This window comes from Marinoscillum sp. 108 (assembly GCF_902506655.1).
In the GTDB taxonomy this organism is placed as follows: Bacteria; Bacteroidota; Bacteroidia; order Cytophagales; family Cyclobacteriaceae; genus Marinoscillum; species Marinoscillum luteum.
Map to the genome: position 1 here is coordinate 3493766 of NZ_LR734808.1, position 25494 is coordinate 3519259.

At 42.8% G+C, this 25494-nt stretch carries 25 protein-coding genes; 9 read left to right on the forward strand and 16 right to left on the reverse strand.

The features are described 5' to 3' along the window. Positions 1-96: 96 nt before the first annotated feature. From GV030_RS14200 to GV030_RS14230, 8 genes are all read right to left on the reverse strand, one after another. The gene (locus tag GV030_RS14200; protein WP_221413346.1) at positions 97-2271 is read right to left on the reverse strand and encodes an ATP-binding protein; all 2175 of its coding nucleotides are present in this window, start codon (positions 2269-2271) and stop codon (positions 97-99) included. Beyond that, positions 2231-3514, reverse strand: coding sequence for an SIR2 family protein (locus GV030_RS14205; RefSeq protein ID WP_159583139.1), 1284 nt, complete (start codon positions 3512-3514; stop codon positions 2231-2233). The genes GV030_RS14200 and GV030_RS14205 overlap by 41 nt, the downstream gene beginning before the upstream one ends. A 253-nt stretch (positions 3515-3767) precedes the next feature. After that, complete coding sequence (locus GV030_RS14210) at positions 3768-4325, reverse strand: hypothetical protein (RefSeq protein WP_159583141.1); 558 nt, start codon at positions 4323-4325, stop codon at positions 3768-3770. Positions 4326-4435: 110 nt separating this feature from the next. Then, entirely contained in the window at positions 4436-4714 is a 279-nt protein-coding gene (locus tag GV030_RS14215) for a hypothetical protein (protein ID WP_159583143.1), read from the reverse strand. Positions 4715-4900: 186 nt separating this feature from the next. Further along, positions 4901-6982: a hypothetical protein gene (locus tag GV030_RS14220; protein WP_159583145.1), complete on the reverse strand. Its 2082-nt coding sequence runs from the start codon at positions 6980-6982 to the stop codon at positions 4901-4903. 262 nt (positions 6983-7244) lie between these two features. Beyond that, a complete protein-coding gene (locus GV030_RS14225) occupies positions 7245-7724 on the reverse strand; it encodes a hypothetical protein (RefSeq protein WP_159583147.1) in 480 nt (159 codons plus the stop codon). A 79-nt stretch (positions 7725-7803) separates the two neighbouring features. Next, entirely contained in the window at positions 7804-8184 is a 381-nt protein-coding gene (locus tag GV030_RS21615; protein ID WP_255465421.1) for a tyrosine-type recombinase/integrase, read from the reverse strand. A 4-nt stretch (positions 8185-8188) separates the two neighbouring features. Then, positions 8189-8950: a phage integrase N-terminal SAM-like domain-containing protein gene (locus tag GV030_RS14230; RefSeq protein ID WP_255465423.1), complete on the reverse strand. Its 762-nt coding sequence runs from the start codon at positions 8948-8950 to the stop codon at positions 8189-8191. A gap of 98 nt (positions 8951-9048) precedes the next feature. Here GV030_RS14230 and GV030_RS14235 point away from each other — a divergent pair, with 98 nt between their 5' ends. Then, positions 9049-9462 (forward strand): hypothetical protein, encoded by a 414-nt coding sequence (locus tag GV030_RS14235; RefSeq protein ID WP_159583149.1) that lies wholly within the window; start codon positions 9049-9051, stop codon positions 9460-9462. A gap of 127 nt (positions 9463-9589) precedes the next feature. Here GV030_RS14235 and GV030_RS14240 read toward each other — a convergent pair whose 3' ends face one another. The 4 genes from GV030_RS14240 to GV030_RS14255 all read right to left on the reverse strand — a co-directional run bounded on the left by GV030_RS14240 (position 9590) and on the right by GV030_RS14255 (position 14646). Then, on the reverse strand, positions 9590-10207 hold the full coding sequence (locus tag GV030_RS14240) for an MCP four helix bundle domain-containing protein (protein WP_159583151.1): 618 nt from the start codon (positions 10205-10207) through the stop codon (positions 9590-9592). Positions 10208-10657: 450 nt separating this feature from the next. Next, complete coding sequence (gene glmS / locus GV030_RS14245) at positions 10658-12496, reverse strand: glutamine--fructose-6-phosphate transaminase (isomerizing) (protein WP_159583152.1); 1839 nt, start codon at positions 12494-12496, stop codon at positions 10658-10660. Positions 12497-12503: 7 nt separating this feature from the next. Further along, a complete protein-coding gene (locus GV030_RS14250; RefSeq protein ID WP_159583153.1) occupies positions 12504-13844 on the reverse strand; it encodes a hypothetical protein in 1341 nt (446 codons plus the stop codon). Beyond that, positions 13837-14646, reverse strand: a complete 810-nt coding sequence (locus tag GV030_RS14255; RefSeq protein ID WP_159583154.1) for a glycogen/starch synthase — start codon at positions 14644-14646, stop codon at positions 13837-13839. The genes GV030_RS14250 and GV030_RS14255 overlap by 8 nt, the downstream gene beginning before the upstream one ends. A 108-nt stretch (positions 14647-14754) precedes the next feature. Between GV030_RS14255 and panC the strand changes: the two genes are divergently transcribed. From panC to GV030_RS14290, 7 genes are all read left to right on the forward strand, one after another. Continuing rightward, positions 14755-15603, forward strand: coding sequence for a pantoate--beta-alanine ligase (gene panC, locus GV030_RS14260; RefSeq protein WP_159583155.1), 849 nt, complete (start codon positions 14755-14757; stop codon positions 15601-15603). Between the two features lie 7 nt (positions 15604-15610). Continuing rightward, positions 15611-15961, forward strand: coding sequence for an aspartate 1-decarboxylase (panD, locus tag GV030_RS14265; protein ID WP_159583156.1), 351 nt, complete (start codon positions 15611-15613; stop codon positions 15959-15961). 12 nt (positions 15962-15973) lie between these two features. Next, positions 15974-16978 (forward strand): lysylphosphatidylglycerol synthase transmembrane domain-containing protein, encoded by a 1005-nt coding sequence (locus GV030_RS14270; protein WP_159583158.1) that lies wholly within the window; start codon positions 15974-15976, stop codon positions 16976-16978. Continuing rightward, on the forward strand, positions 16941-17429 hold the full coding sequence (gene rfaE2 / locus GV030_RS14275; protein ID WP_159583160.1) for a D-glycero-beta-D-manno-heptose 1-phosphate adenylyltransferase: 489 nt from the start codon (positions 16941-16943) through the stop codon (positions 17427-17429). Before GV030_RS14270 ends, rfaE2 begins: the two co-directional genes overlap by 38 nt. Positions 17430-17435: 6 nt before the next feature. Further along, positions 17436-18131, forward strand: coding sequence for a zinc metallopeptidase (locus GV030_RS14280; RefSeq protein ID WP_159583162.1), 696 nt, complete (start codon positions 17436-17438; stop codon positions 18129-18131). Positions 18132-18276: 145 nt separating this feature from the next. After that, a complete protein-coding gene (locus GV030_RS14285; RefSeq protein WP_159583164.1) occupies positions 18277-19416 on the forward strand; it encodes an acyl-CoA dehydrogenase in 1140 nt (379 codons plus the stop codon). A gap of 126 nt (positions 19417-19542) precedes the next feature. Then, positions 19543-20457: an AraC family transcriptional regulator gene (locus tag GV030_RS14290; protein ID WP_159583166.1), complete on the forward strand. Its 915-nt coding sequence runs from the start codon at positions 19543-19545 to the stop codon at positions 20455-20457. Here GV030_RS14290 and GV030_RS14295 read toward each other — a convergent pair. From GV030_RS14295 to GV030_RS14310, 4 genes are all read right to left on the reverse strand, one after another. Beyond that, complete coding sequence (locus GV030_RS14295) at positions 20447-20848, reverse strand: hypothetical protein (protein ID WP_159583168.1); 402 nt, start codon at positions 20846-20848, stop codon at positions 20447-20449. The two genes, GV030_RS14290 and GV030_RS14295, sit on opposite strands and share 11 nt — an antisense overlap. Beyond that, positions 20838-21191, reverse strand: a complete 354-nt coding sequence (locus tag GV030_RS14300) for a phage holin family protein (protein ID WP_159583170.1) — start codon at positions 21189-21191, stop codon at positions 20838-20840. The genes GV030_RS14295 and GV030_RS14300 overlap by 11 nt, the downstream gene beginning before the upstream one ends. Before the next feature lie 67 nt (positions 21192-21258). Beyond that, the gene (locus GV030_RS14305; RefSeq protein ID WP_159583172.1) at positions 21259-22461 is read right to left on the reverse strand and encodes a Na/Pi symporter; all 1203 of its coding nucleotides are present in this window, start codon (positions 22459-22461) and stop codon (positions 21259-21261) included. Continuing rightward, positions 22451-24175 carry a Na/Pi cotransporter family protein gene (locus GV030_RS14310; RefSeq protein WP_159583174.1) on the reverse strand — a complete coding sequence of 575 codons (1725 nt, stop codon included), beginning with the start codon at positions 24173-24175 and terminating at the stop codon, positions 22451-22453. Before GV030_RS14310 ends, GV030_RS14305 begins: the two co-directional genes overlap by 11 nt. A 132-nt stretch (positions 24176-24307) precedes the next feature. Here GV030_RS14310 and GV030_RS14315 point away from each other — a divergent pair, with 132 nt between their 5' ends. Continuing rightward, on the forward strand, positions 24308-25489 hold the full coding sequence (locus GV030_RS14315) for a porin (protein ID WP_159583176.1): 1182 nt from the start codon (positions 24308-24310) through the stop codon (positions 25487-25489). The last annotated feature ends 5 nt before the right edge of the window (positions 25490-25494 follow it).

Below are 25494 nucleotides of genomic sequence, written 5' to 3' on the forward strand. Positions count from 1 at the left end.
CATGTTAGTTCGTTCGTTCGGTGCGTTGGAAGCAGCCATACTCTTTGGCATGTTTTGGTTGAGGGATAGGATGTGCGACTTGCCAATGTGTATGGCTCAGAAGAGGGGGTCATCTTCGTCCATAGTGTCCGGCTCCTCATTATTGGATTCAGGTTGAATGTCATCATTTGATGCTGACTTAATTCCTTGCCAATCATTAGCAATTTTTGTCCAATCAATTTCTCTCTTCTCATTACCAGTCCAAACGTCCCAAAAATTTGGATCATTTGATTGTGGTCTGTGCTCTTTATCTAAGAATTTCATCTCGACCAAGACAGGAATAGGAAATGCCCAACCTACTAATATTGCTTTTCTAGAAGGTAGAATTGGTAATTCTTTTAGCAATCCACTAAGGCTATCAGGCACAAGTCTTTTTACTAAGTCTTGATCTCTATCGTTTACAATTCTGTGAAGTAGAAATGTATTACACTGAGAAAGCACGGTCTGTGAAAGTTCCGATGGTCTTTGTGAGGATAGGACCATACTTAATCCGAATTTTCTGCCCTCTCTAGCTATTCTCTCAAAGGTCTCTAAGCAAATATTGTTTGTGTTGTTATGGAACTCACGCAAGAAAGTATGAGCTTCCTCTAAAACTAAGGTGGTGGGTAACTCTTTTTTGTAGATTTTTCTATAACGCTGAATTGCTTCGAATGTCAATCGTGATAATACAGCAACAACAACGTGAATAATGTCAGACGGAATTAGAGATAAATCAATTAATGTAATTTGACCATTCTCTGCTTCATTGGAACCAATGTATTGATTCAACCAGTCAATAAGTGTAATATCTTCTTCTGGTTGGACTACACCATTAAGTCTTTCATCTGAAAATAAAAACCTCATTCTCAATGAAAGCATTTGAACAAACTGCAAAATATGACCTCCTTGATTTTCGGCAAGTTGTTCTAAGTAGGGTATTAAATCGGGCAACTGAAATTGAATTGGGGTGTCAGCATTGATTGTTGAAGAATTAACATCACTGAACACAAGCTTTTCAAGTGCTTCATCAATCTTGGTAATGATATTTTCAATATTGGTGTTAGAAAATCCAACATAGTATGTACTACCGGTGGCACTCTGTTTTCTCTTTGAGGATAAAAGTTTATCTAGCTCATCAAATACTAAATCAAAAGAAGATTTAAAATCACCAGTTTCTAGCCCGTTGCTATATTCTTGAATATCAGTTCTGAAATTATTTAAATTATCAATAAATCCCATGAATCTAGCATAGCTTGCTTCTGATGTCGGCAAATCAGATAAATAGGTAATTAGTAAATTTTTTCTTGAATTCAAGAAAGAGGAAATCCTTATCAATATTGATTCTTTCAGCTTACTTCCTTGCTTCAAATCAACTAATGATTGTAATAATAATGGTCTTTGGGCTCCCGGAGCTGCTTGTGAAAAACTAATCCATTCTTGGGAGTTCCACATCCAAGCTGGTATTTTTAATTGCTCAAAACTGGTGTCATCTTCGTCTAGTTTTACCGTGAACTTCCTTACCCTCTTTGAACCTAGATCATTGAATGAGTCAAAATATTCACCATTTGGATCAAGAATAATGAACCTCGAATTTAATTGAGCATTTGTTTTAACCTTATCAGCTTCGGTTAATGACCATCTAATAAGTCCCGCGACAGAACAGGATTTTCCACTCCCTGTATTGCCAAGAATCGCCAAATGCCTGCCAAACAATTTGTCTGGATTCACTTTAATTGGTGCATTTCCTGCAATTGGTGCTTTACCTATTTCAAATTTCCCATCAGGATTTTCAACGATTGCGGAAAGTTGGCGATCTGTTGGGAGGATAACATTGTCTCCAACAGAGGGGTAGCTATAGACCCCTCTTTCGATTTCATAGGTATGATCCTTTTTCTTTTTTAAAACACCTAACGGAGTAATAATCATTTTTCTCAAGGGAAAGGGCAAATCAATCAAATCAAAATCTTTGAACCCTTTTCGGATAGGATAATTTGAGTGTTGTACTCCGATCCAATTTATTACTCCGACAATTGCTCCAGTTTCATTTGGGATCAGAACATATCCATTAATTTTTGGAAAATGCGTTGGGACTCCTGTGTTTATGGCAACATTTTGAGGTGCATCCACTTCCAATAAAACTTTTATTTCTAATGGCGAAACCGTTTCAATTGTTCCAATTGTTAGGTTGCGGATTTCATCAAAGTCATAGAAATTACTCATCGCCTTCTGGTTTTGAAGTTTGAGTTCCTTCATCCTTTTTGAATTGTTCTGCAACGCCTCGTTTCTCCAATGTTTTTACCAGCCGTTCTTGTATTCTATCAATAGCAGCTTTTGGTAAATAATTTTCTACCAATGTTTGTAAACTACCTAGATGACTCCCAATTATCAAGGTTACTTGTGCCGGGTTTAACTTTTCATAGAATTTCATAATGCGACCAGATGCCGTGTCAAATGAGATAATGACTAAGTGAGTTGAAGGAAGTGTCAACATATCTTCAATCACCCTATTAATATGTGTGTCTCCAAACCCATATCCATAAGTTACAACTACAGAATTTGGTCTGCATACGCCAGATGAAAAGTCACGAAACAATTCAGAGTAGGGAAAATATGCTGTATCTATTCCTTTCGAAGAATTGGGGTAAATAACGGAAAAGTCTTTAGGTGAAATAGGGATTTGATTTGTGGTTTCATCAACACCAAATTCAAGTGGTAATTTGATAATTGAATTCACATCGAATTTCCAATCAATGGATCCATGTAATTTTGTGTATTTAATAACACCCTCTACATATCTAGGTTCTCCACGTATTCCTGGAGGATTATAGTGGTAATCTAGCTCTAGTTTAGTTGTTCTGAAAATCGGTTTAATTTTTCCAACAAATCGGTCAATTGTCAAAATGCCGGCATTATCTAAAGCCAGTTCAATAAATCGGTCATAGTTTGTTGTGAAAATATTCGTTCTCTCTCTTGTTGCTGTTCTGCTTGAAAAGCTTATTAAGAAAGATTTAAGTGTATTTAATGCTGACTGATATTTGTTGCTTTTATAAAATTCCCTTTCGGTCTTGATGATGTTTCTAATGAATTTATCCAATTGTTCATTGATTTCCTTTTCGAGGGTAATAGCATCTTGAGTGCCTTGAATTTTCAACCCTTGTAAGAGTTCTATTGCACTTCGAAAATCATCTTCAATATTCGGAATACCTCTGCCGAACTCCTTAGCACTTTTATCGGCCCAAGCTTTTATTTTATCCTTGTGGGTGGTGAACTCAATTCTGCCCATTCCTTGTGCTGTAACATCTGCCAAATAAGTCAATCCAATAGGAAGCCCAGCACCAATTAGCAGAGAGAAATGTTCGCTTTGAAAAATGGCAGTTAACCAAGGTTCAATTTTGTTTCTTAGATCATCAACCTTGGGTTCATCAATAGCATCGGTATTGAAGCAATCAATGTCATTATTGATTTTTAAAATATTGTTACTAGTCCAGTCAATCATTATCCGTTATTTGTGGGTTGATAAATTTAGCTCTTTTGGTTTTTACAGGATAGGTATTGCGGTGGCAAAAACCAAATGTGCTAAAATGTGCGGTGGGTCTACGTCACGGCATGAAACCTAACGTTTATGTATGAAACGTGGCTGGGCTTTCGAAGCGCGTCACTGTCCCACGACACCAAACGTAATTTGAAAAACTAAACTATAACTTTAAACTGAACCCCAGCCATGTTTTATACATTTTGTTGTGCGCTGATTATTTTACGTACATCTTTAACAAGGTCTTGATTGCAGGATTCTTGTCAAAATTCTTCATCTCCTCCAACTTAGTCTTTAACTCTGTCAATAGTTTACTACTTTGAAAAACCAATTGTAAAGTTTCGTATCGGAGAAATGAATTACTGTCTGCAAGTGATTCGATAATAAATTGTTTCACTTTAGCATTTTCCGCTGGGTCAGTTTTTGTCCGGTATAAAATATGCTCAAGTGCTATTGCTCCGCCAATTCTATGTCCTGTGTCCTTTGAGTCCAATAAATCTTGAATGTCACCAGTCTCAAGTCCAATTGAGTAATCACTAATTCTACTTTCAAGAATTCTTCTTTGGTCGTAATTTGAATGAATATAGTCTTGTCCCAACAATTTGATTCCTTCCACTTGAACAGTCACAGTCGCTGAAATTACTTTATCAGTCTGTTCCCCTGTCGCTTTCCCAGTTTTGACATCTTCTCTAAGTTGTCCAACTTGTTTGAATTGAGCTTTAATTAGTCCACCCAATTCAATTTGCTCACTTTCATTTGTTATTCGGTTAATCAATTTTGTAATCTGATTTCGGAATAACAAAAACAGTCCAAGTACAAGGATTGGCCATACTAAACTGTCAACGTACTTATGCAATATGTCCCAATCAATTTCACACATAACTACTATTGAATCTTCTTCCCAAATAATTGATCTACTTTCTCAATTTGTTCTTTAATGTGTGGTCCGACATAACCCTTACCAAACAAATACCCCAACGCGATCTCACGTATTTCAATCAGTTTAATCTTATTGTCAAAGGCAAGTTTACGAAGTTCTTTTGCACTTTGTTCATCACTTGGATGACCTGCAAAAATTCCGTCAGCAGTTCCAAAGCAACTACCAATCCTTGTTCTCAATGTGGTCAACGTGTCATGACGTTCAATTTTTTCTTTGTCTGTCATATTTCTTATTGTTAAGGTTAGAGTCCCTGGAAGTAAACCGCATTTTTTTTAAAATAATTTGCGCACAACGCCCAACTAAAATGAGTATGCGCCCCAGGTGCTAGAAGCACTACAGTTTCTATTTCGCATTATCTTTTCATATAGCTCAGTTCGCATATTCATTTTAGTGTTTGTTATGTGTATGTTTCAATGGTTGATTAGGTCTTTAAGAATAATTACAAAAGCGGCTAACCCTGAAATAATTGTACCTATTTTTATCAAATATGAATATTTATCTAATGCGAAAATAATGTCTTTCTCAATTCTACTTACAACAGAACTACTGCTCTGTAATTCAGGCTGTTCCTGAATGAATTTAGCCTTTCGCCATTCTCCATATATATATATAGTAGCACCTATCAAAAATATAGCATTCGTACCTATTTGTAGAAACTCGTTTGAAGATGCCAACTTAGTAATAATTATACCAGCAACTCCGCCAACAAGTATATATATCCAGTTTGGTGTAACCCGCCTCATAACTAAGAAACTTAGCAATCCAATCAATAGGGCACTAAATACCAGTAAATAAGAGGTATAATACCATCCTCCATATTCTATCGTCTGTTGCGAAGAATAAAATAATAGGAGAGTTGTCCCAAAGAAGGGAAGTATTATAGGGTATAAGAAAAAGCCTGTTTTTCCAAACTTTAGATTTTTTGTAATTCTATTTAGATCACGTAGAAACCAAGAGATAAAAATTACAGATACCAAATCAATACTGATTAACATTGTTGTAAGGAGTTCTTGTGAGAAACCTGTTTCTGGTGAAAGGTATTTGGCAAGAATTGACTCAATCCATGATATTGGATTTGTGGCAGTCCATTCAAGAATATTTGGGGAAAGTATATACAGGGCCGCAGCAACCAAGCCAAATTTCACACCAACTCTTACGTTTAAGACATATATCAGAATGCACACGAATAATGGAACAATAGCCAACAGACAGGAGATCAGAACTAATTTGTTGGTTATCCATGAAATCTGATTGCTATCGCTAAAATCCAATTGAACTGTTTCAATTAATTTATCGTCTTTAAGAAGAATCTCGTATTCCTTTGAGCTAAGTTTTTTAATATCTCCAACATCTTGATCTTCTAAATATGTCTTATCTAGAATTTCATTTTCTGTTAGCTTTATTTTAATAAGGTTGACAGGTTCAAAAATTCGATAAGTCAGTCTTTTCCAAGCGCCCAAATCACTCAATGTGGTATAAAAACTAACTTTAATGTCGAGTATTTCTCTTTTCAAAATTTGATCATCAAAATTTATTGAGATTATCTTGTTAAACCTATGGGTTTCAGTGGTGTAGTTAAACTGCCTTACAGGTGATATTTTTACATCAATGTTACCAACATTTGTGCTTGGGATAGATAATGGAATTTCAAGGCGATTGGCACTGTCTTTACAAAGGATTTGGAAATCTTGAATGATTTGTATTTTGTCGATCTGGTTTTTTTCAAATATTAGTGAAGAAGAAGTTAGTGTGAAGTATTCGTTTTCATGATAATACTTACTCAGTCTTTGAAAATCTTTTGGATGAGAATTTGGTTGAAAAAGACAATAGAAATAATCTGCGACTATTTTGTTCTTTAGTTTCCTCTGAATTTCAGAAATATTTCTTGCATAAATAGAGTTAAAATAGCTTCCAGTACCAGAATCAATCGATTCATAATTTACATCCAATGCTTTTTCTAGCTGCTTGTTGAGTCGGAATGCTGAAGCCAAGTTATAGCCAAAGATTCCATATTTTGTATCCTCGATGCTATCAATTATTGATTTGACTCCTTGTGCATCATGATTGTCTTGCTTGATTTCTAAAAGCCTTGCCGTTATCTTATTTGGATCTGTTACAAAATTTAGATTCTCTAAATAGTCTGTCGATTCTTCAAAAAGACCTTGGGCATGAAGAATATTGGCTAGAGTTGAATGTAGGTTAGCGTCCGCAGGTCTTTTACTTATTTCAGATTCTATCAATCTAAGAACTTCAAGATGATATCCATTTCTTATTGCCTCATTTACAATTGGAATAATTTCATCTTCATCAATTTTTCCTTTTATTTTTTGCTCTAACGATGACAGATAAGAGGATCTAGCTCGTTGAAATTCAGTTCTTTTTACATCAAGATCATTTTGTCCTTTGTCACTACAACTAGAATGGATTACGATTATAATGAATAAACCCACTAATGAACATAAGTAATCGTAATACTTTGATCTTGTTGTCATATTTCGAATGCACTTATTACACATAACGTCCGTGTATGGCGCTGTGTGCGCCCCACTGGCTAATGCACTAAAATAGTGAATCTGCCGGTGCTCACAAAGTATCTGAGAGGCAGTGCGTTCAGAAGATTAAAACTCCTGCGAACTGAGTCTGGTAGAAAGCAGAGCAGTTTCCTCAGCGGCAGATTCACGGTCAAGTTCCACCGACACTGGCTAAATGCTCAGTTTGCACATGCGTCCATACACAATGTTACATGGCGTTTTTTCAGTAGTCGTCCTCAAAAGTTGGAAGTTCGAAGCGGCTAACTCCGTCCATGTTCACATATAAATAAATTGGATAAGTCCAGTCCGTTTCAGGTTTAGTAATGGTTAGGAAGAATTGCAGTTCGTTAGTTTGTTCGTCATAACCTTCCAGTCCTAAAAGCTTCATCGTGAACATCTCTGGATCAAAACCAATCGAGTCTTGAAAATACATCTTATTGAAAACTTGATTGGAATTCGGAGTTATGACTCTAAGTTGAAAATCTCGATACTTGACCCTGAAGATTGTTCCTTCTTCTTCAAATTGTTGAATTATATAATTATTGTGAATTGTTTCAAATCTCCAGCTGATTTTGGTTTCATGGATTGTTGTGTCGAATAGGTGGGTAAATGGGTGTTCTGGGGTGAAAAATTCTTCAATCTCTTGTGCATTCAGAGTTAAATTGAGAGAAGTCAGAAACAAGAGAATTAATAGTTTGTTCATATGAGTTCGCATCTGCGATTCGGCAGTCATGCCATGTAACAACCGGATAACAACACCTATGGTTGTTATGCGCCTTGTATTATTCCAAATCTAATGGATTTTGAATCTTCGACAAACCATTAACGGCTATATGGGTGTATACTTCCGTGGTACGCGTGGAGCTATGACCCAGCAAGGCCTGTATATACCTCAGATCAGTGCCCGCTTCCAATAGATGGGTGGCAAATGAATGCCTGAGGGTATGTGGCGTTACTCGCTGGCCAATTTTGGCCCTTTTGGCCGCTCTCTGTACGATTTTCACCACACTCGTGCCACTATACGGACCTCCGTCCGGGCCTTCAAAAAGATAATCCTTAGGCTTCCAGGCACGGTAGTATTTCCTGAGATCCTCCAGCAGTCGCTTACTCAGCAGGGAGACCCGGTCCTTCTTTCCTTTTCCCTGACTCACCCTTATGGTCATGCGCTCACCTGTCTATGTCACTGATTTTGAGATGGAGCAACTCTGCTCTCCGCAGGCCACTGGAGTAAAGCAAAGCGATGATGCATCGGTGCTTGATGTTAGGACACAGATCAATCATCCTGAGTACACTTTTCTTACTGATCACCTTCGGCAACGACTCTTTTTTGAATGGCCGCTCCACACGGTAAAAGCGGTTTGGCATCTCCAGCACCACTTCATAGTAAAACTTGATGGCATTGATCGATTGATTGATATAAGAGTCCGATTTGCCCTCCAGTACAAGGGATTGCAGGTAGTTGATTATTTCCTGCTCACCCAGCTCTAGTAGATTTTCCACGGTTTGGTAGTGGTTGATAAACCGCTCAAACATGCTGATATATACGCGGGCAGTGTTTAAACTGTATTTTCTAATCTCCAGTTTCTGATAAAATGCCTCCGGACAGTACCGAAAACCAGCCCTGCCGGGCCTCTGCCGAAACCCGTCTACACTCAGTAGGCTGTTCCCGGCAAACACCGGCCGGTTGGTGAAAAAATGCTGGACATTGATCCATGCTACCCCTTTGAATTTTTCAAAGATGTCTCGAAGATTTTTTGGCGTGTTTTCAATCAGAATAAGCCCGTATTCATCACTCCAGCGCGGGTTATCCAGCGTTTTGATCAGCGCCTGGAGCACCTTGTCGGGGTAAAACTTGATCCCGATCATTCGCCGCGAATCAATCAAAATATGCTTAAGCGTGATTTGTCTTTCTCTTAATGTGGGCTTCATGGGCCTAAACCACGCTAAAAGAGAGAACTTAAGGTGGTTTATAAGCGAATAATTACGTAAATAAACGTATATTAATACGGTAAAAAGGAGAGTTAAAAATGGATCATCAAAAATGTCAGACCTGCGATAAGCCTTTGGTCGGCCGGATCGATAAGCGTTTCTGTGACAGTCAGTGTCGGGCCAATTTTCACAACCGACACAAACGTAAGACCGAGCGGGTCATTGCAGCCGTGAACAGGCAGATCAGAAAAAACAGAAGCATCCTTTTCAAACTATGCCCCGACGGGAAAGCCACTGTGCGAAAAGAGCGGCTGGTTGATCTCGGTTTTTCCTTTCAGTATTTTTCATCCGTCTACCAGGAGGGTTCACTCACCTATTATTTCTCTTACGAATATGGGTTCGCCCCCATTCTCCAGCAATCCCGAACAGAAAAAGTACCGGTTCAAAAGGTGCTGATTATTCAATATCAGGAACACATGAAGGGGAAATTCGACCCTTGGAAGACAGCTTAAATATCAGCAGTAATTAGAATCACCTGAAAAGGATCAAATGCCCTAAAGCTTATCTGCTCTTGGTTAAAGTCAGACATCTTTTAAGACAGATACTCAGGATTATTCATTACACCATGGGCAATGAAATTTATTTAAGCGGCCGCATGAAAACCAACAGTTGTATCAAAAGTCCGATAGCGATTAACACACCAATTTCAATTCTTGAGATAAGATTACTTGTATCAATGGCTCTATTGGCATTGCTGATCACCTTGTCGCTTTCCTCAAGTTGAATTTTGAAGAGTGCATCCAAATCGTCGTAAACAGCAGTAAAGTACCGTTCACTTCCCGAAGTAGTCAGCTCAGTATTCAAAGGATCGTTTCTTTGTAGCTTCAACTCATATTCCCTCAAAGATCGAATATTCCGCTTCAGCGACTCAAAAACCAAGGCTTCATTCTCAGTGAGTTGGGTAGATGCAAAACGATCGTTCAATATCTGAATGGAGTCATTGAGCGCAGTGTTTAAGTCGCTCCATTGTTCAATGTCCGAACGCTGAATAAGCTCCCTTTTTGCCTGAATCTGACGAGAGATCTTATATAGATAGTCTTTAGCGAGTAATCGATCTTCGTATATCGTGGTAAGATTACTTTGAACAATCCTGAAGTGGTTGCTATCCATCATATTAGTAGCCAATACGAGCAAGAACACCACCAATAGTGCTGCTCCCGTTCTGATTCTTTGTCCTAAACTAAACTTCCACTCCATTTTCACTATTTTAATTGTCCTTACAGCATCAAGTGACGTAGTTTGAAACTCATATGATATCACCAGCGGTAGGAATGTGCTACAACATTCATCGAAAGCCAGCCTCCTTTAATCAACCTTCTTATCCCCGAAGTTTCATCAATTCCCATTGCCATCTGGAAATCACCAGGTACCATGTTTTCATAGCCCTGCTTTTTTGATGTTATACATTTAAATATAACCGATAAAATTGCTCTTTGAAAATCGGATGATCGACGCGAAATAGCCAATCAATCCGTTGTGCTGTTTGTCCATTCCCATACGAGAACCTTGCGGTCCAGGATTTAAAAAATAGGTGTGCTTAAAACAATGGAGCATCAGCAATGAGAAAGAAGGTGATTATCCGAATAAACATCAAGTGGCCACTCAAACTTTTTGATGTCTTGCGACCATTTGGTTTACACACGATACCTACTCCACCGTCACACTCTTAGCCAGGTTTCTGGGCTGGTCCACATTGCTGCCGCGCATCACAGCGATGTGATAAGACAAGAGCTGAAGTGGAATCACAGACACCAGGGGCATCAGGGCCTCATGTGTGGCTGGTACTTCTATGGTGAAGTCCGCCATCTTGGGGATCAGCACATCTCCTTCTGTCACGATAGCGATCACCTTTCCTTTCCTTGATTTTACCTCCTGGATGTTGGACACTATTTTGTCATAGGAACTGTCTCTCGTCGCAATAAAAACCACAGGCATGTTTTCATCGATCAGCGCGATAGGACCATGCTTCATTTCTGCAGCTGGATAGCCTTCCGCATGGATGTAGGAGATTTCCTTGAGCTTCAGCGCGCCCTCCAGCGCCACAGGGAAATTGTAGCCCCGACCCAGGTACAGGAAGTTATGGACGTCTTTGAAAAGTGCCGAGATCTCTTTGATCTTGCCATCACTTTCCAGTGCCTTTGCCACCTTTTTAGGAATGCTTTCCAGCTCCACCAGCAGTTCACGGAATTTCACATCCGAAATCGTACCCTTCTGCTGTGCCACACTCAGGGCAATCATCGTGAGCACAGTGAGCTGTGCAGTGAAGGCCTTGGTAGAAGCCACACCTATCTCCGGTCCGGCATGCAGGTAGGCACCTTCATGGGTCGCCCGGGAGATGGAAGACCCCACTGTATTCACCACACCAAAGACAATAGCGCCTTTAGACTTGGCCAACTCAATGGCCGCCAGGGTATCAGCCGTTTCTCCCGACTGGGAAATAGCAATCACAATATCTCCTTCTCTGATCACCGGGTTGCGGTATCTGAACTCGGAAGCATACTCTACCTCTATCGGAATGCGACAGATGTCTTCAAAAAGGTACTCGGCTACCAGACCGGCATGCCATGAAGTACCGCAGGCGATAATGACAATACGTTGTGCATTCGTCAGCGCACCGCTGTAGTTTCTAATGCCGCCAAGCATCAGCCTGCCTTCTGTGGCATTGATCCTGCCACGCATGCAGTCGGCGACGGACCTGGGCTGCTCAAAGATTTCCTTGAGCATAAAGTGCTCATATCCGCCCTTCTCTATCGCTTCCAGCTTGAGATCCAGCGTATGAATGTAGGGTTTCTGAGGGATGTCTTTTGTATTCACAATCTCAAAACCAGCTCTCGTGATGACGGCTATTTCTTCATCATTGAGATAAACCACTTCATTGGTGAATTCTATGATGGGAGTGGCGTCGGAGGCCACATAGTACTCCCCTTTGCCCAGGCCAATGACCAGCGGGCTGCCCTTTCGGGCTGCAATGAGTTTGTCCGGATCGTCCTGAGACATAATGACGATGGCATACGCGCCCACCACTTTCGTAAGCGCCACACGTACCGCCTCTTCCAGGCTTACACCCAGTGTTTTTTGAATGTCTTCAATGAAGGTGATAAACACTTCCGTGTCTGTATCACTCTCAAAAGAATATCCCTCTTCCTCCAGCTCGGTTTTCAGAGCTCCATAATTCTCAATGATCCCATTGTGAATAATCGCCAGCCTGTGGTTGCTGGAGTAGTGGGGGTGAGCATTTCTGTCATTGGGCTCGCCATGAGTAGCCCATCTGGTATGGCCTATCCCCACGGTGCTGTCAAAGGAGTGACCGTTGGTCAGATTTTCCAGCTGCTTTACCTTGCCTTGCTTCTTGTAGATTTGTAGATTTCCATCCTCCATTAGTGCCACTCCGGCACTGTCATACCCCCTGTATTCCAAACGTTTCAGTCCATTGATCAGGATAGGGAAAGCTGGTTTATCTCCAAGGTAAGCTACGATTCCGCACATGGATGTTTTAGTCTTTTAACGTGGTGTAGAAAATGGTCAGTTTCATGCCTGACTTATTAAATGAGGTCTGACCCAGGCTGATCGTTTCCGGGCTGGTGATAACCAGGTGCTCTGTTAAAAACTCGTCGCTAAGGGTATAGTCATCTGCCAGTACCTGGGTAAACAGGGTCACGTTGGCGAGGTACTCGGAGTTATCTTTGTTGTAAGCCATCGTCAGGATGTTGGTGGAGTTGCCAGAAGAGGCATAATCAGCTTCTGTCAGGATCGCATTGTTAAAGCCATCTCCTCTGCTGACACCCGATCCATTGATCTTGCCATTACTTTTGATAAAGTAGTTCCGAATAAAAGGTACCGTTTCTATGTACGAGAATTCATCCTGAGGAACCACTTCCATGCTAATGGTGGCTCTGTTGATGATGAAGTCTTCGTGGCTTTTCACAAAATCTAAGTAGGGACTCAGGTCAAGTTTGGTATGGATCCCATTCACCATATCCAAATGAGTTCTGCCGGTGATGGCATTGCTTTCCTCATATTCGGAGACAATATCGCTAAACTTACCGGAGCTTCGGTCTCTGTCTATTTGTGAATAGTGTGCATCTGAAAAATCAAACGAAAAATGGTAGAGCTTTCCTGCAGCATTTTTCATGTTTACATAGATCCTGGTAGTATCATCCTTCAGGTCAAATGAAAACAGGCCCTTATTACCTGCACCTGGGATCAATGCCAGCGGTGGGTAGTGATACATCCCCAGTAGTAGAGAGTCCTGATTGACACCACCCAGGGTGGCTTTCTCCAGTCTTTTGTAAAGAAACTGTCCGAATGTGTCCGTGAGCGGGATCTGAATAATGGAATCCGTCAGCGGATTGTAGTCAAAGGTATAATCAGCGATGGTTTCAGGCCGATGATCCAGCTTTCGGTCAGCCAGATATACAGGCTGATTATACAGGGTGTCATTCACTTCATGTATAATGATCTGCTCACCTGCAAGTCCACGCTGCGCACGCTGTCCGGCCACCTTTATGGAGAGGATGGTGGATACATATTCCAGAGAATCTCCTCCAGGGAGCACACCCCCATAAATATTGTACTGGTTGTAAGAAACCACCGTGGCCTTGCCGGCAATGGAGTCTTCATACTGCCCGAAGATGCTGTGCGTAAACTGATCGGTCCGAAGACTGTCTATGTAAATGGTGGAAGCAGGAAGAACGAATTCCATTTTTTGAGTAACAATCGGATTGTCCTCAGATTCTAACTCCAATCCCAGCCTACTGGGGTCATCACAGGCAAAAAAAAACGGGACCAGCACAATGGCCAGTCCCGATGTAATCCAGTATGTTAGTTTATCCAACAAGTTCATTGTATAAGTTAAAGTAAGAATCTTCGAAATTTTCATCCTTCTCAATGGTATCAATTCTTTTGTCTGCCAAATCGTTCATCAGCTTCTTGAAACTTTCAGTGGTTTCCTGATTGGCTATGTTCACGGCATCTGCATATTCTACGCCCATTTTCACAAAACCTTCATAATCGGCTGTTTTGAGCGGTCCCAGCATGCTGTCGTCTATGTCGATCATCTTCACCTTCTCCAGCAGATCAGCCCCAAATTTATGACTGAAATTGTTATCATAGATAGTAAAGACCGTTTTAGATTCTTTAAAAATAGGATCGTTCTTGTAAGTGGTTTTTACGTAAAGTGGGATCAAACTTGTCATCCAGTCATTGCAATGAATAATGTCCGGTGACCAGCCCAGTTTTTTCACTGTCTCTAAAACGCCTTTGCAGAAAAATATTGCGCGCTCATCATTGTCTTCATAGAAATTATCCTCCTTGTCGAAGAAGACTGATTTTCTGTGAAAGTAATCTTCATTATCAATGAAGTAAACCTGTAACTTGGCATTTGGAATCGATGCTACCTTGATGATCAGAGGCTTTTCTTCATCGCCCACTGAGATGTTGATGCCAGAGAGCCTTACCACCTCATGAAGCCTGTTTTTCCGCTCATTGATTAATCCGAATCTTGGAACTAAAATCCTGATCTCCATACCCCGTTCCTGCATAGCCTGCGGAAGTCTTCTGACAAAATCAGCAACTTCTGTAGTTTTCAGGAAAGGATTAATTTCACTTGCCACATAAAGGATTCTTAAATTCGACATACGATGTGCTATTTTATTGAGGATTATCTAAAATGACCTCAAAATTACCATAAATTTGCCATATTATCAACGTTTTCAATAAGTTAGGCAACATTAATTCTTGGTTTGATGGAGGTCATTAAGCACCCCAATGACATTTTTAGATACACGGAAGATTTAAAATCCAACGGTAAAAAAATCGGTTTGGTTCCCACCATGGGGGCACTCCATCAGGGTCATTTCTCACTGGTTCGGCAGGCCAGAGCGTCCAATGATTTTTTGGTGGTCAGCATATTTGTCAACCCCCTTCAGTTTAACAATTCTCAGGATCTTACCAATTATCCCCGAACCCTCTCGGACGATCTGGGGCAGCTCGAAAAACTGGGTGTGGACCTGGTCTACACCCCGGAAGTGGAGCACATGTATCCCACTTCTCCTGAGGTGCAGGTAGATTTTGGCCGAATGGCCCATGTAATGGAAGGCGCCTTTCGCCCCGGACATTTTTCAGGAGTGGGAGTGGTCGTATCCAAGCTTTTTCACCATACCAATGCCCACCGTGCCTACTTCGGACTGAAGGACTTGCAGCAGTTTTTGCTCATCAGGAGAATGGTGGCGGATTTGTCTTTTCCTGTGGAGGTCATCGGCCTGCCCATTGTTCGGGAGCCATCCGGCCTGGCCATGTCTTCCCGAAACAAGCGACTCACTCCTGAGGGGTTGGAAATTGCCAGCAAACTTCATGAGGGTTTGGTGATGGGCAAGAGCCTTTGGGAGCAAGGGAGATCCCCAAATGAAACTAAAACGGCCATAAATGATTTCTATAAGGGACAAACGGGATTGGAAGCCGAATACGTAGAGCTCGTAGATCCCGATGACCTTTCGGAGATCACTGAAAACCATTCTCAGCCGGTGGCGTTATGTGTTGCTGGCTACGTAGAAGGCATAAGATTAATTGATAACCTATATTTGCGGCAAGATTGAAGCTGAGATGACAATAGAAGTATTAAAATCCAAGATACACAGGGTGAAAATCACCCAGGCTGAGCTCCATTATGTAGGCTCTATTACCATAGATGAAGACCTCATGGATGCCGCTGATCTGGTGGAGAACGAGAAGGTGCAAATCGTGAACATCAACAATGGAGAGCGATTGGAGACCTATGTGATAAAAGGGGAGCGTGGCAGCGGGCAAATTTGTCTGAACGGTCCCGCAGCCCGAAAAGCTCAGGTAGGGGACATTGTCATCATCATTTCATACTGCTCAGTGGAAAAGGAAAAAGCTAAAGCGCATACACCGGTCGTCATTTTCCCGGACGAAAAAAACAGACTCACAAGCTGAAAGCGCTGTTGAATGATTAAAAAAGCCACTTCGGTATTCAAATATACATTTTCATTGGGGCTGGCACTGGCGCTACTTTATCTGGCGTTCAGAAATGTGGATTTCTCCGAATTCATAGAGAAATCAAAGCAGGTCAATTACACCTGGGTGATCATCTCCATTCTGCTCTCTCTGGTGGCTTATTATGCCAGAGCTTATAGATGGAATATCCTCCTAAAACCTTTGGGATACCCCAATCTAAATGTCCATAAAACGAATCTGGCAGTGTTGGTGGGCTATCTCGCCAACCTGGCTTTTCCCAGACTGGGAGAAGTGACCCGCTGCGGAATGATGAAGCGGAGCGATGATGTACCTGTGTCCACCTCGCTGGGGACTGTGATTACAGAGCGGATCATCGATCTGCTCACTTTAATTGCATTGATTTTACTGACACTGGTGTTGGAGTACGATCGGCTGATCGAGTTCCTCACACATATTTTTTCCGGGCTTCAGGATGTAGAAGGATTGATGTGGAAAGCAGGGATGATTGTGGTGGTTGGTGGTGCTTCGGTATTGATTATTGGCTATGTACTGTACGTGAAGAATGAGAAAATCCGATTGTTCACCAATAATCTGATTCGTGGCATCCTTTCCCTGAGAGATGTGAAAAACCGTTGGGGGTTTGTGCTATCGACTATTGTGCTTTGGGTCACTTATTACTTCATGTCCTATATCATCGTGTTTTCCATTCCTGAAACAGCCCACCTATCCTGGGTGGCGGGGATCATGCTTTTGGTGACGGGGGGTATCGCGCTGGCAGTGCCGGTGCAAGGAGGCATTGGCACCTACCATGCCTTTGTTAGTGCCATGCTGGTATTGTATTCTGTAGAAAAGACTACCGGGGTGTTTCTGGCTACGCTGCTTCATACCTCGCAGATCGTGGCGACAGCCATCTTTGGGGGGATAGCCCTCCTGGCATCGTTTTTTATCAAAAAGGCAAATGAACCAGACAGCACGGAAGATCGTCAACAGAAGTGAGCTACCTGCCCTTGTGGAGCAGTGGCGTGAAGATCGGCAGCAGATAGTTTTCACCAATGGGTGTTTTGATCTGCTCCACCTGGGGCACATCGATGGCCTGGAGAAGGCTCGTCGCTTCGGGGATCGGCTGATTGTGGGCCTTAATTCGGACACCTCCGTGAAAAAAATCAAGGGACCGGACAGACCATTGAATAATGAAAATATCCGCTCCAGAATGCTGGCAGCATTGGAATTTGTGGATGCAGTGGTGATCTTTGATGAAGATACGCCGGCCTCCCTGATCGGCGAGGTGCTACCAGACGTTCTGGTGAAGGGCAGTGACTATCAGACAGGCAACATCGCAGGGTCAGATATCGTATTGAGAACAGGAGGTAGAGTGGAGCTGATTGAATTAACGAAAGGCTTTTCTACCACGAGCATAATTGAACAAATAAAGCGTACAAACGAATAGAAGAAGATGTTATTTATTATCATTATCGGATTTATGATTGCCAGCCTGGTGGTAAGTACCCGGCTGAAGAATAAGTTTAAGAAGTACTCCAAGATTCCGCTGTCCACGGGACTCACGGGTCGTGAAATCGCTGAGCTGATGCTGGCTGATCACGGGATTCACGATGTGAAAGTGATGTCTGTCCAGGGACAACTCACGGATCATTATAACCCGACCAACAAGACGGTAAACCTGAGCCCGGACGTTTACAACGGCAGGTCAGCTGCTGCTGCTGCCGTGGCTTCTCACGAGTGTGGACACGCAGTACAGCATGCCACAGCTTATAGCTTTTTGGAGTTCAGGTCGGCAATGGTGCCCATCCAAAACATCAGTGGTCAGATCATCAATGTGGTCTTCATGATGATGTTCTTTGGTGCATTCCTTTTGCCATCCATCATTCCGTTCAATCTGGCCATTCTGGTGATTATAGCCTGTTATGGGGTGTTTACCCTTTTCGCCTTCATCACCCTGCCAGTGGAATTTGATGCGAGCAAGCGTGCCCTGGCCTGGATTCAGGATCGGAACATCGTGAATACTGGTGAGCACAAAATGGCCAAAGACGCACTGGATACAGCTGCAAAAACCTACGTGATCGCGGCACTTTCAGCACTGGCCACTTTGCTCTACTGGGTAATGATCTACTTAGGTGGCAGTAGAGATTAACTGACTACAGAATAAAATTTGCAAAAAAGCCTCTTTTACAGAGGCTTTTTTTGATTCCAAATGTTATGCATGCATAACAAAATTTCTTATTTTTGTCGAACCTATAGAACAACATTAACCTCAAATACTTAAAAAACAACAGACCATGAATTTTAACCTAACTGAAGAGCAGCTAGCAGTTCGGGCGGCTGCCAGAGATTTTGCAGAGAAAGAACTTTTGCCAGGCGTCATAGAGCGGGACAATGCCCAGCAGTTTCCGGCAGAGCAGATCAAGATGATGGGTGAGTTGGGATTCATGGGGATGATGGTGGACCCAAAGTATGGTGGCGGCGGTATGGACACCGTGTCCTATGTGCTGGCCATGGAGGAGATCTCCAAGGTGGATGCTTCGGCATCCGTGGTGATGTCAGTGAACAACAGCCTGGTGTGCTGGGGGCTGGAGCATTTTGGGTCAGAGGAGCAAAAACAGAAGTACCTGCCCAAGCTGGCCAGCGGACAGCAGATCGGAGCATTTTGTCTATCGGAACCAGAGGCCGGATCAGATGCCACTTCGCAGCGAACGACCGCTGAAGATAAGGGAGATCACTACCTGCTGAATGGGACTAAAAACTGGATTACCAATGGCAATTCGGCTTCCGTCTACCTGGTGATGGCCCAGACTGATCCTGAGAAGAAGCACAAAGGGATCAATTGCCTGATTGTGGAGCGGGATTATGAAGGCTTTGTGGTGGGCAAAAAAGAAGATAAACTGGGCATCAGGGGCTCAGATACGCACTCACTCATGTTTACAGATGTGAAGGTGCCAAAGGAAAATAGGATTGGTGAGGATGGCTTTGGCTTTACCCTGGCCATGAAGTCACTCAATGGAGGCCGGATAGGGATTGCCTCTCAGGCCCTGGGCATAGCAGCGGGCTCTCTGGAGCGATCCATTGCCTATGCCAAGGAGCGAAAGGCTTTTGGTAAAGAGATCGCACAGCACCAGGCCATCCAGTTCAAAATAGCCGACATGGCCACAAAAGTAGAGGCAGCTCGTCTGCTCTGCCTGAAAGCTGCCATGCTGAAAGACCGAAAAGAAGACTATTCTCAGGCCAGTGCCATGGCCAAGTTATATGCCTCTCAGGTAGCCATGGAGAATGCTGTGGAAGCGGTGCAAATACACGGTGGGTATGGCTTTGTGAAGGAGTATCATGTGGAGCGTTTCATGCGGGATGCCAAAATCACGCAGATCTATGAAGGCACCTCAGAAATTCAAAAAATTGTCATTTCCAGAAATGTATTGAAATAATATAATTTGATTCCCGGTGGTTCCTCACCGGGAATTTGGCTTATTCCAATTTTTAATATTAGATTTATACAATTATTTGAGATAATAAACGTCTATTATCCGCATTTAATTATATTATAAAGATTGGTGGAAGACTACAATAAGATTATAGAATCACTGGGGGTTCGCTTTATTAAAGCTAAGAATATTAATATTTTGAAGCCAGTGACCATTGAGAATAACTATGACATAGAGAACTCATTGGTATTGGTAAACACCGGTCATCTTAGATTTGGGAAGGAAAAAGAGGTTTGCGGAGAGGGCGAAGTATTTTTTGTGCCGGGAGGCCGGCAGGTGACTGTTTCTTATGGCATCAATAACCCCATTAGCCTTTCAAAAGACGATTTTCTGAACAATAAGGAGCTTTATTTCCAAAGTTATATAGAGAAAGCGGAGGCAGCTGACAGTTATAGCTACGTGTCATTTGAGGCCAAAGCATTTGATTCGGTGAACTTCTTTGCCTCTCTGGATATACCCCCCTTCAAAATTGTAGACTCAGGCAAGATCAGGTCGCTCATCAAAGGGATCAACGCCGAGGTAACCTCCAACTCACCCGGCAAAGGCCGGATAGTGAAGGTGATGACCGAGCAGTTGGTAGTGGAGCTGATTCGCTACATTCTGAAGCAGGGACTCTTCGTGGAGCAGTTTGCCACCAACAGTACTTACTTCAAGGATCCACGCCTCATCGATATTTTTACCTTCATCAAAGAAAACCTGGGAGAGGATCTTTCCAATAAGGTGCTGGCCAATGTGGCCAATGTGTCTGAAGATTATGTAGGTCAGTATTTTAAAATGCTAACTGGCATCAATCCACAGGACTACATAGAGTACCAACGCATGGAGGAGGCCGTCAACTTGCTACGCACTTCTAAAATGAGTATCAGGGAGATCGGTAAAGAAGTGGGTTATAAAGACACTGCCTATTTTTGTCGCCGCTTCAAAATGATGTTTGGCATACCTGCCGGTAAGATGAGAAGAAGAGAATCTCTGATTAACGTTTAGAATTTTTTTTCACTTCGGTTTGACCTCCCATTTTTTTAGAGAGTATCATCGCCAGTTGGGTGCCTACAAATTGTATGGCAGCCAGAGTGACTTTTTCCATCAACAGCTTTTTCACACTAAACCCTTGGTCTACCTTGATCTGTTGAGGTTTGGCCACAGCTTTTTTGGCTGGTGTCGGCGGGTCAGCTAGTTTTTCCTCTTTAGTAAGGGCCCTGAACAGGGTGTATCCGGCAAGTACTACGCCACCGGAGATTAAGGAGATGATCACTACCTTCTTCACCTGTGATTCAAAGTTTTCGGAAGCTTCCTCCAACTCATCCTTTAGCCGTGATTCTTTGGCTTCCAGCGATGATTTCTTCTTCATCCAGATTCCGGATCGTTTATTCTTCATTTTGTTCGGCGATGGTTTCACTCAAATTGACAAACAGGGCCTCCAGCCATTTCTGAATTTTGTTGGATCTGAGCAGGAAGAAAATGATCAGTAACATGACCAGGTAAAAACCTGCCACGATCAGATAGCCAAGGTGTGGGCTGTCCAGAATCATATTGAGATAGGCACTGAGGGCCATGGAAAGAAAGATCAGCAGGAATAGTCCGATGATAGCTATGGTAAGAAAGGCCACAAAATGTGCTAACAGCTTGGCCACCTGAGCGATGATTTCCAGCTTCAGCTTTTCTCCCTTGAGCCGGATATACTCAGACAATTTATCCACCAGCTTATTGATTACAGACATGTCGTAGGTGATTTTGGATGCGTAAGACAAATATATAATATCGCTTTACACCTAAATGTTTAAAGAACTATTTATTTGATGTAAGTTCTATAGAAGGCACCTTGTGCTCGTAAGCCGCCATGTTTCTGCTTTTACTAAAATAAATGAGGGTAAACGGAAGCAGGAAAAAGACAACCAGAATATACGCGAATGCGGTCACCTTATATTTGAGGGAGATAGCACCCAGCTTGTCCGACAAATAGAGCGGGATCCTGCTGAAAAGTGGAATAGTCAGAAAAATCAGCACCCCGATACTGTTGAACAGAAAATGAGCGATGGCTAAGCTGATGGCTGCTTCACTTTTAAACAGGGCGGCTAGCAGGGCGGTGATGGTGGTGCCCAGGTTGGCTCCCATGATGAACTGAAAGGCTCGCTTCAGCTTCACTTTGCCGGTAGCAGCCAGTGGCACAATGAGCGAAGTAGTGAGTGAGCTGCTTTGTATCACGGAGGTGAGCAGAAATCCCCACCCAAACGATTTGAAAGTATTTTGAAAGGCAATAGACTCAAACTTACTTTGGGCATTGCCAATGAGCTTATCGTAAAGGATATTCGAAATTTTCTTGACGATATAAAACAGCAGTACTACGGACGCAATCAACAGTACAAAGGGGCCAAACCAATTGATCAAGAGATTGCCTCCAATGTCGAGCCAGTGATAAATGGATAATTTACTCGGGAGCGTGTCCACCGCCGTGGGGGTGTGAACCATAGAGGCAATGCCTGTGCTGAGCCTGCTTAGAAGCCCATAGCGGAGCTCCAGCGGAAAGAGGAGGACACAGGTGAGCACATTGAATATATCGTGTACTGTACCCGCCGAAACCGCCTTTCTGAATTCGGCAGTCTTGGTCATATAGCTCATGGAGACGATGGTGCTGGTGAGTGTGGTGCCTATGTTGGCGCCCATTACCACGGGTATGGCATTCTCCAGGGACACGGAGCCTGCTGCCACTGCTGCCACTGCCATGGATGTGGTGGTGGAGCTGCTTTGCAGGATAGCCGTACCCAGCAGGCCTATGAACAAGCCAATGGCAGGATTGGCAAAGGCCATATCGAAGAACTCCGAAAAACCGTTTCCAATCACCTGGAAGCTAAGCCCCAGCAGGTGAATGGAAACGAAAAATCCGAAAATGGCCAGTAATATACTGGTGATCCCCTTGATTGATTGGGAGGTCTTCATGTCCTGAGGACGATATGGTGTGCTTTTCGAAAGATTGTAGAACTTAGTTGACAAATTCTTCCTGCCTTTTTAAGCTGCGTTCAGACTCTCCTGTAATGGCCTCAGATACGTTGATGACGTGATCACCCACTTTCTCCATTGACTGGAAGAGGTCTTTGTATAAGGCACCCACCTGGATGTCATACTTTTTACTCTCCATTTGATGGATATGCTCTTTTCTGAGCTTATTTCTAAAACTATCGATAGCAAGTTCCAGCTCCAGGGCTTTGTCAAGTGTGACGTGTGAGTAGTTACTGCTGAGGTTGGCAACCATATTGTGTATCGCCTCATCCACCAGGGCAAACATTTCAAAGAGATTGGCTTTCTGCTTTTTAGTAAAACCAACTTTGTCATTTTGCTTGTTTTCGAAATCCTTAGACATCTGGAAGAACACATCACCAATTCTTTCCATGTCGTTGATGATACTCAGGAGGCTCACCACTCTGGTAGAGGTGGCAGAACTCAGACTTCCGTCAGATACACGGGCCAGGTATTTTGAAATCTCTTCTTCCAACTGGTCGGTGATTTCTTCGAATTTTCTCATCTTTTTGATGAGCTTTTTCTGCTTTTTCTCTTTTGGCTCAGAGAGCAAATCCTTCGCGGTATTCGACATTTTCACAATGACTTTACCGAAGGCTACGGTCTCTTTTTGTGCTTCTTCCAGTGAAAGCTCCGCCGTATTGAGCAGCCCTGTGCCGATGTACTCCAATCGGAATTCGTCTGCATCATCTCCTTTTGGCTTAATCACCCGGGTACAGATTTTTGCAATGCTCTTCACAAATCCCAACAGGAAAATAGTATTTAATACGTTGAAACAGGTATGGAAAAGTGAGAGTGCGATAGGCACTGACTCTGGATTGGTCTCTGGAGAAAGACCGGTCTGATAAAGCATGTAGCTGGATATGAGTCCCAAAAATGGTCCCATCACGAGGATGATCCAGGTAACTCCGAAGACGTTGAAAATAAAATGAGCAAATGCGGCTCGCTTGGCGTGTACATTTCCTACAATGGCTGCCAGGTTAGCGGTGATGGTTGTCCCGATGTTTTCACCTAATACCATGGCTGCTGCAAGTTCCAGCGGAATCCAGCCATTGTTGGCCATCACCAGGGTGAGTGCCATGGCAGCACTGGAAGACTGAACGATGACCGTCAGTAGCGTACCTATTCCTACAAATAAAATGATAGAGAGAAATCCCAGGTCAGAATACTGACTGAGAAAAGCCAGAATTTCCGGGTTTGATTTCAAATCCGGAACAGCATCTTTGAGATAGGCCAGTCCCAGGAAGAGCAGCGAAAAACCAATGAAAACTTCGCCCCACGATTTGATTCGGTCTTTGCTGAAAAAGAGCAATGGGAAGGCCAAACCTATAATCACCAGGGCGTAGGCTGAGATTTTCACCTTGAAACCCACAATGGAAATGAGCCAGGCAGTAACGGTGGTTCCGATATTGGCGCCCATGATCACACCGATAGACTCTACCAGTGAAAGTAACCCGGCGTTTACAAAGCTGACCACCAGCACTGTGGTGGCAGAGGAGGATTGCACCAATCCGGTGATGAGAAAGCCAGTGAGGACGCCTTTGAAGCGATTGGACGTCATCGAGTTCAAAATTTGACGCATTTTGGAGCCAGCCACTCTTTGGATGGCTTCACTCATGATCTTCATGCCGTAGATAAAAAAGGCAAGGGAACCCAAGAGGTTCAGTCCATCCATTAATCCAAATTCCATAGTTTTTGTGTTTGGGGTAAAAAACATTGCAAAAGTACAACTCCTATGTTAACCAAATATTAACTTATCGGGATGTTCTTGGTAAGTTTGATTTAACGATTTTTTAATATTGCCAATTATTTTTGACCTGATTTGAAAGAGAAGTATAGTATGCGCGGTGTTTTTACGATTGTATTTTTTTTAGTTTGTTTGTTTTATTCGGAGTATGTACAGGCTCAGATCCCTATTGATGCCAGTTGGGGTAAGGGTATTAGGGTAGAGGCTAAGGATTCTTCTTTTTCTTTAAAACTGGGCTTAAGATTCCAAACCCTCTATGAGGGAGAAAAGTATCTGGAAAGCGGGAATTGGAATGAGCAGTTGCTGATCCGTAGATACAGACTGAAGTTTGATGGTTATGCCTTCAAACCCAATATCAAATACAAAATGGAGTTAGGGATTTCCAATCGCGATACTCGTTCGGGTGGTGTAGATGAAATAGGGCACACGGCTAATATCGTCCTTGATGCAGTGGTAAAGTGGGAGTTTACGCCTGGTGTTGAGTTATGGGTAGGCCAAACCAAACTACCAGGAAACAGAGAGCGTGTGGTATCTTCTCAAAATATGCAGTTTGTGGATCGGAGTTTGGTCAACTCAAGGTTCAACCTGGACCGGGATATAGGGTTGCAGCTGCGTGCGGTTCAGGGTTCCGGTGTGGTATTCAGGGAGGCGTTCGCCATATCAATGGGTGAGGGTAGAGGTGTAGTCGTGGATAACCCGGACAACGGTCGTCAGTATACTACTCGTCTGGAGGTTTTGCCCATGGGCTTGTTCAAGTCAAAAGGTGATTACGTAGGCGCGGATATAGAAAGACAGCCAAGCCCAAAGCTGGCGATTGGAGTGACCTATGATTACAACAAAAATACACCAAGGTCACGAGGTAACCTGGGCTCATTTTTGATGGATACTGACAATAATTTTATCTATTCAGACCTCTCTACATGGTTGGTAGATGCGGTATTCAAGTACCAGGGTTTGTCATGGAACGCAGAATATGCTCATCGATCTTCCTCGGATGAGGTGGCCGGATTTGGTTATGGAAAGGGTTTCGTGACGGCTTTAGGGTATGTATTTAAATCCAATTATGAGATTGCCGGAAGATATACCACAGTGGAACCAATAGGTGTCAATTCTTCCATTGGCGCGGCTGAAGAGTATACTTTGGGATTTTCTAAATACATCGTCGGACACTCCCTAAAGATCCAAAGTGACGTTTCTTACATGGATACCACCAATGATTATATTCGCTTTAGGGTTCAAATGGAGCTGGCACTTTAGCGTAT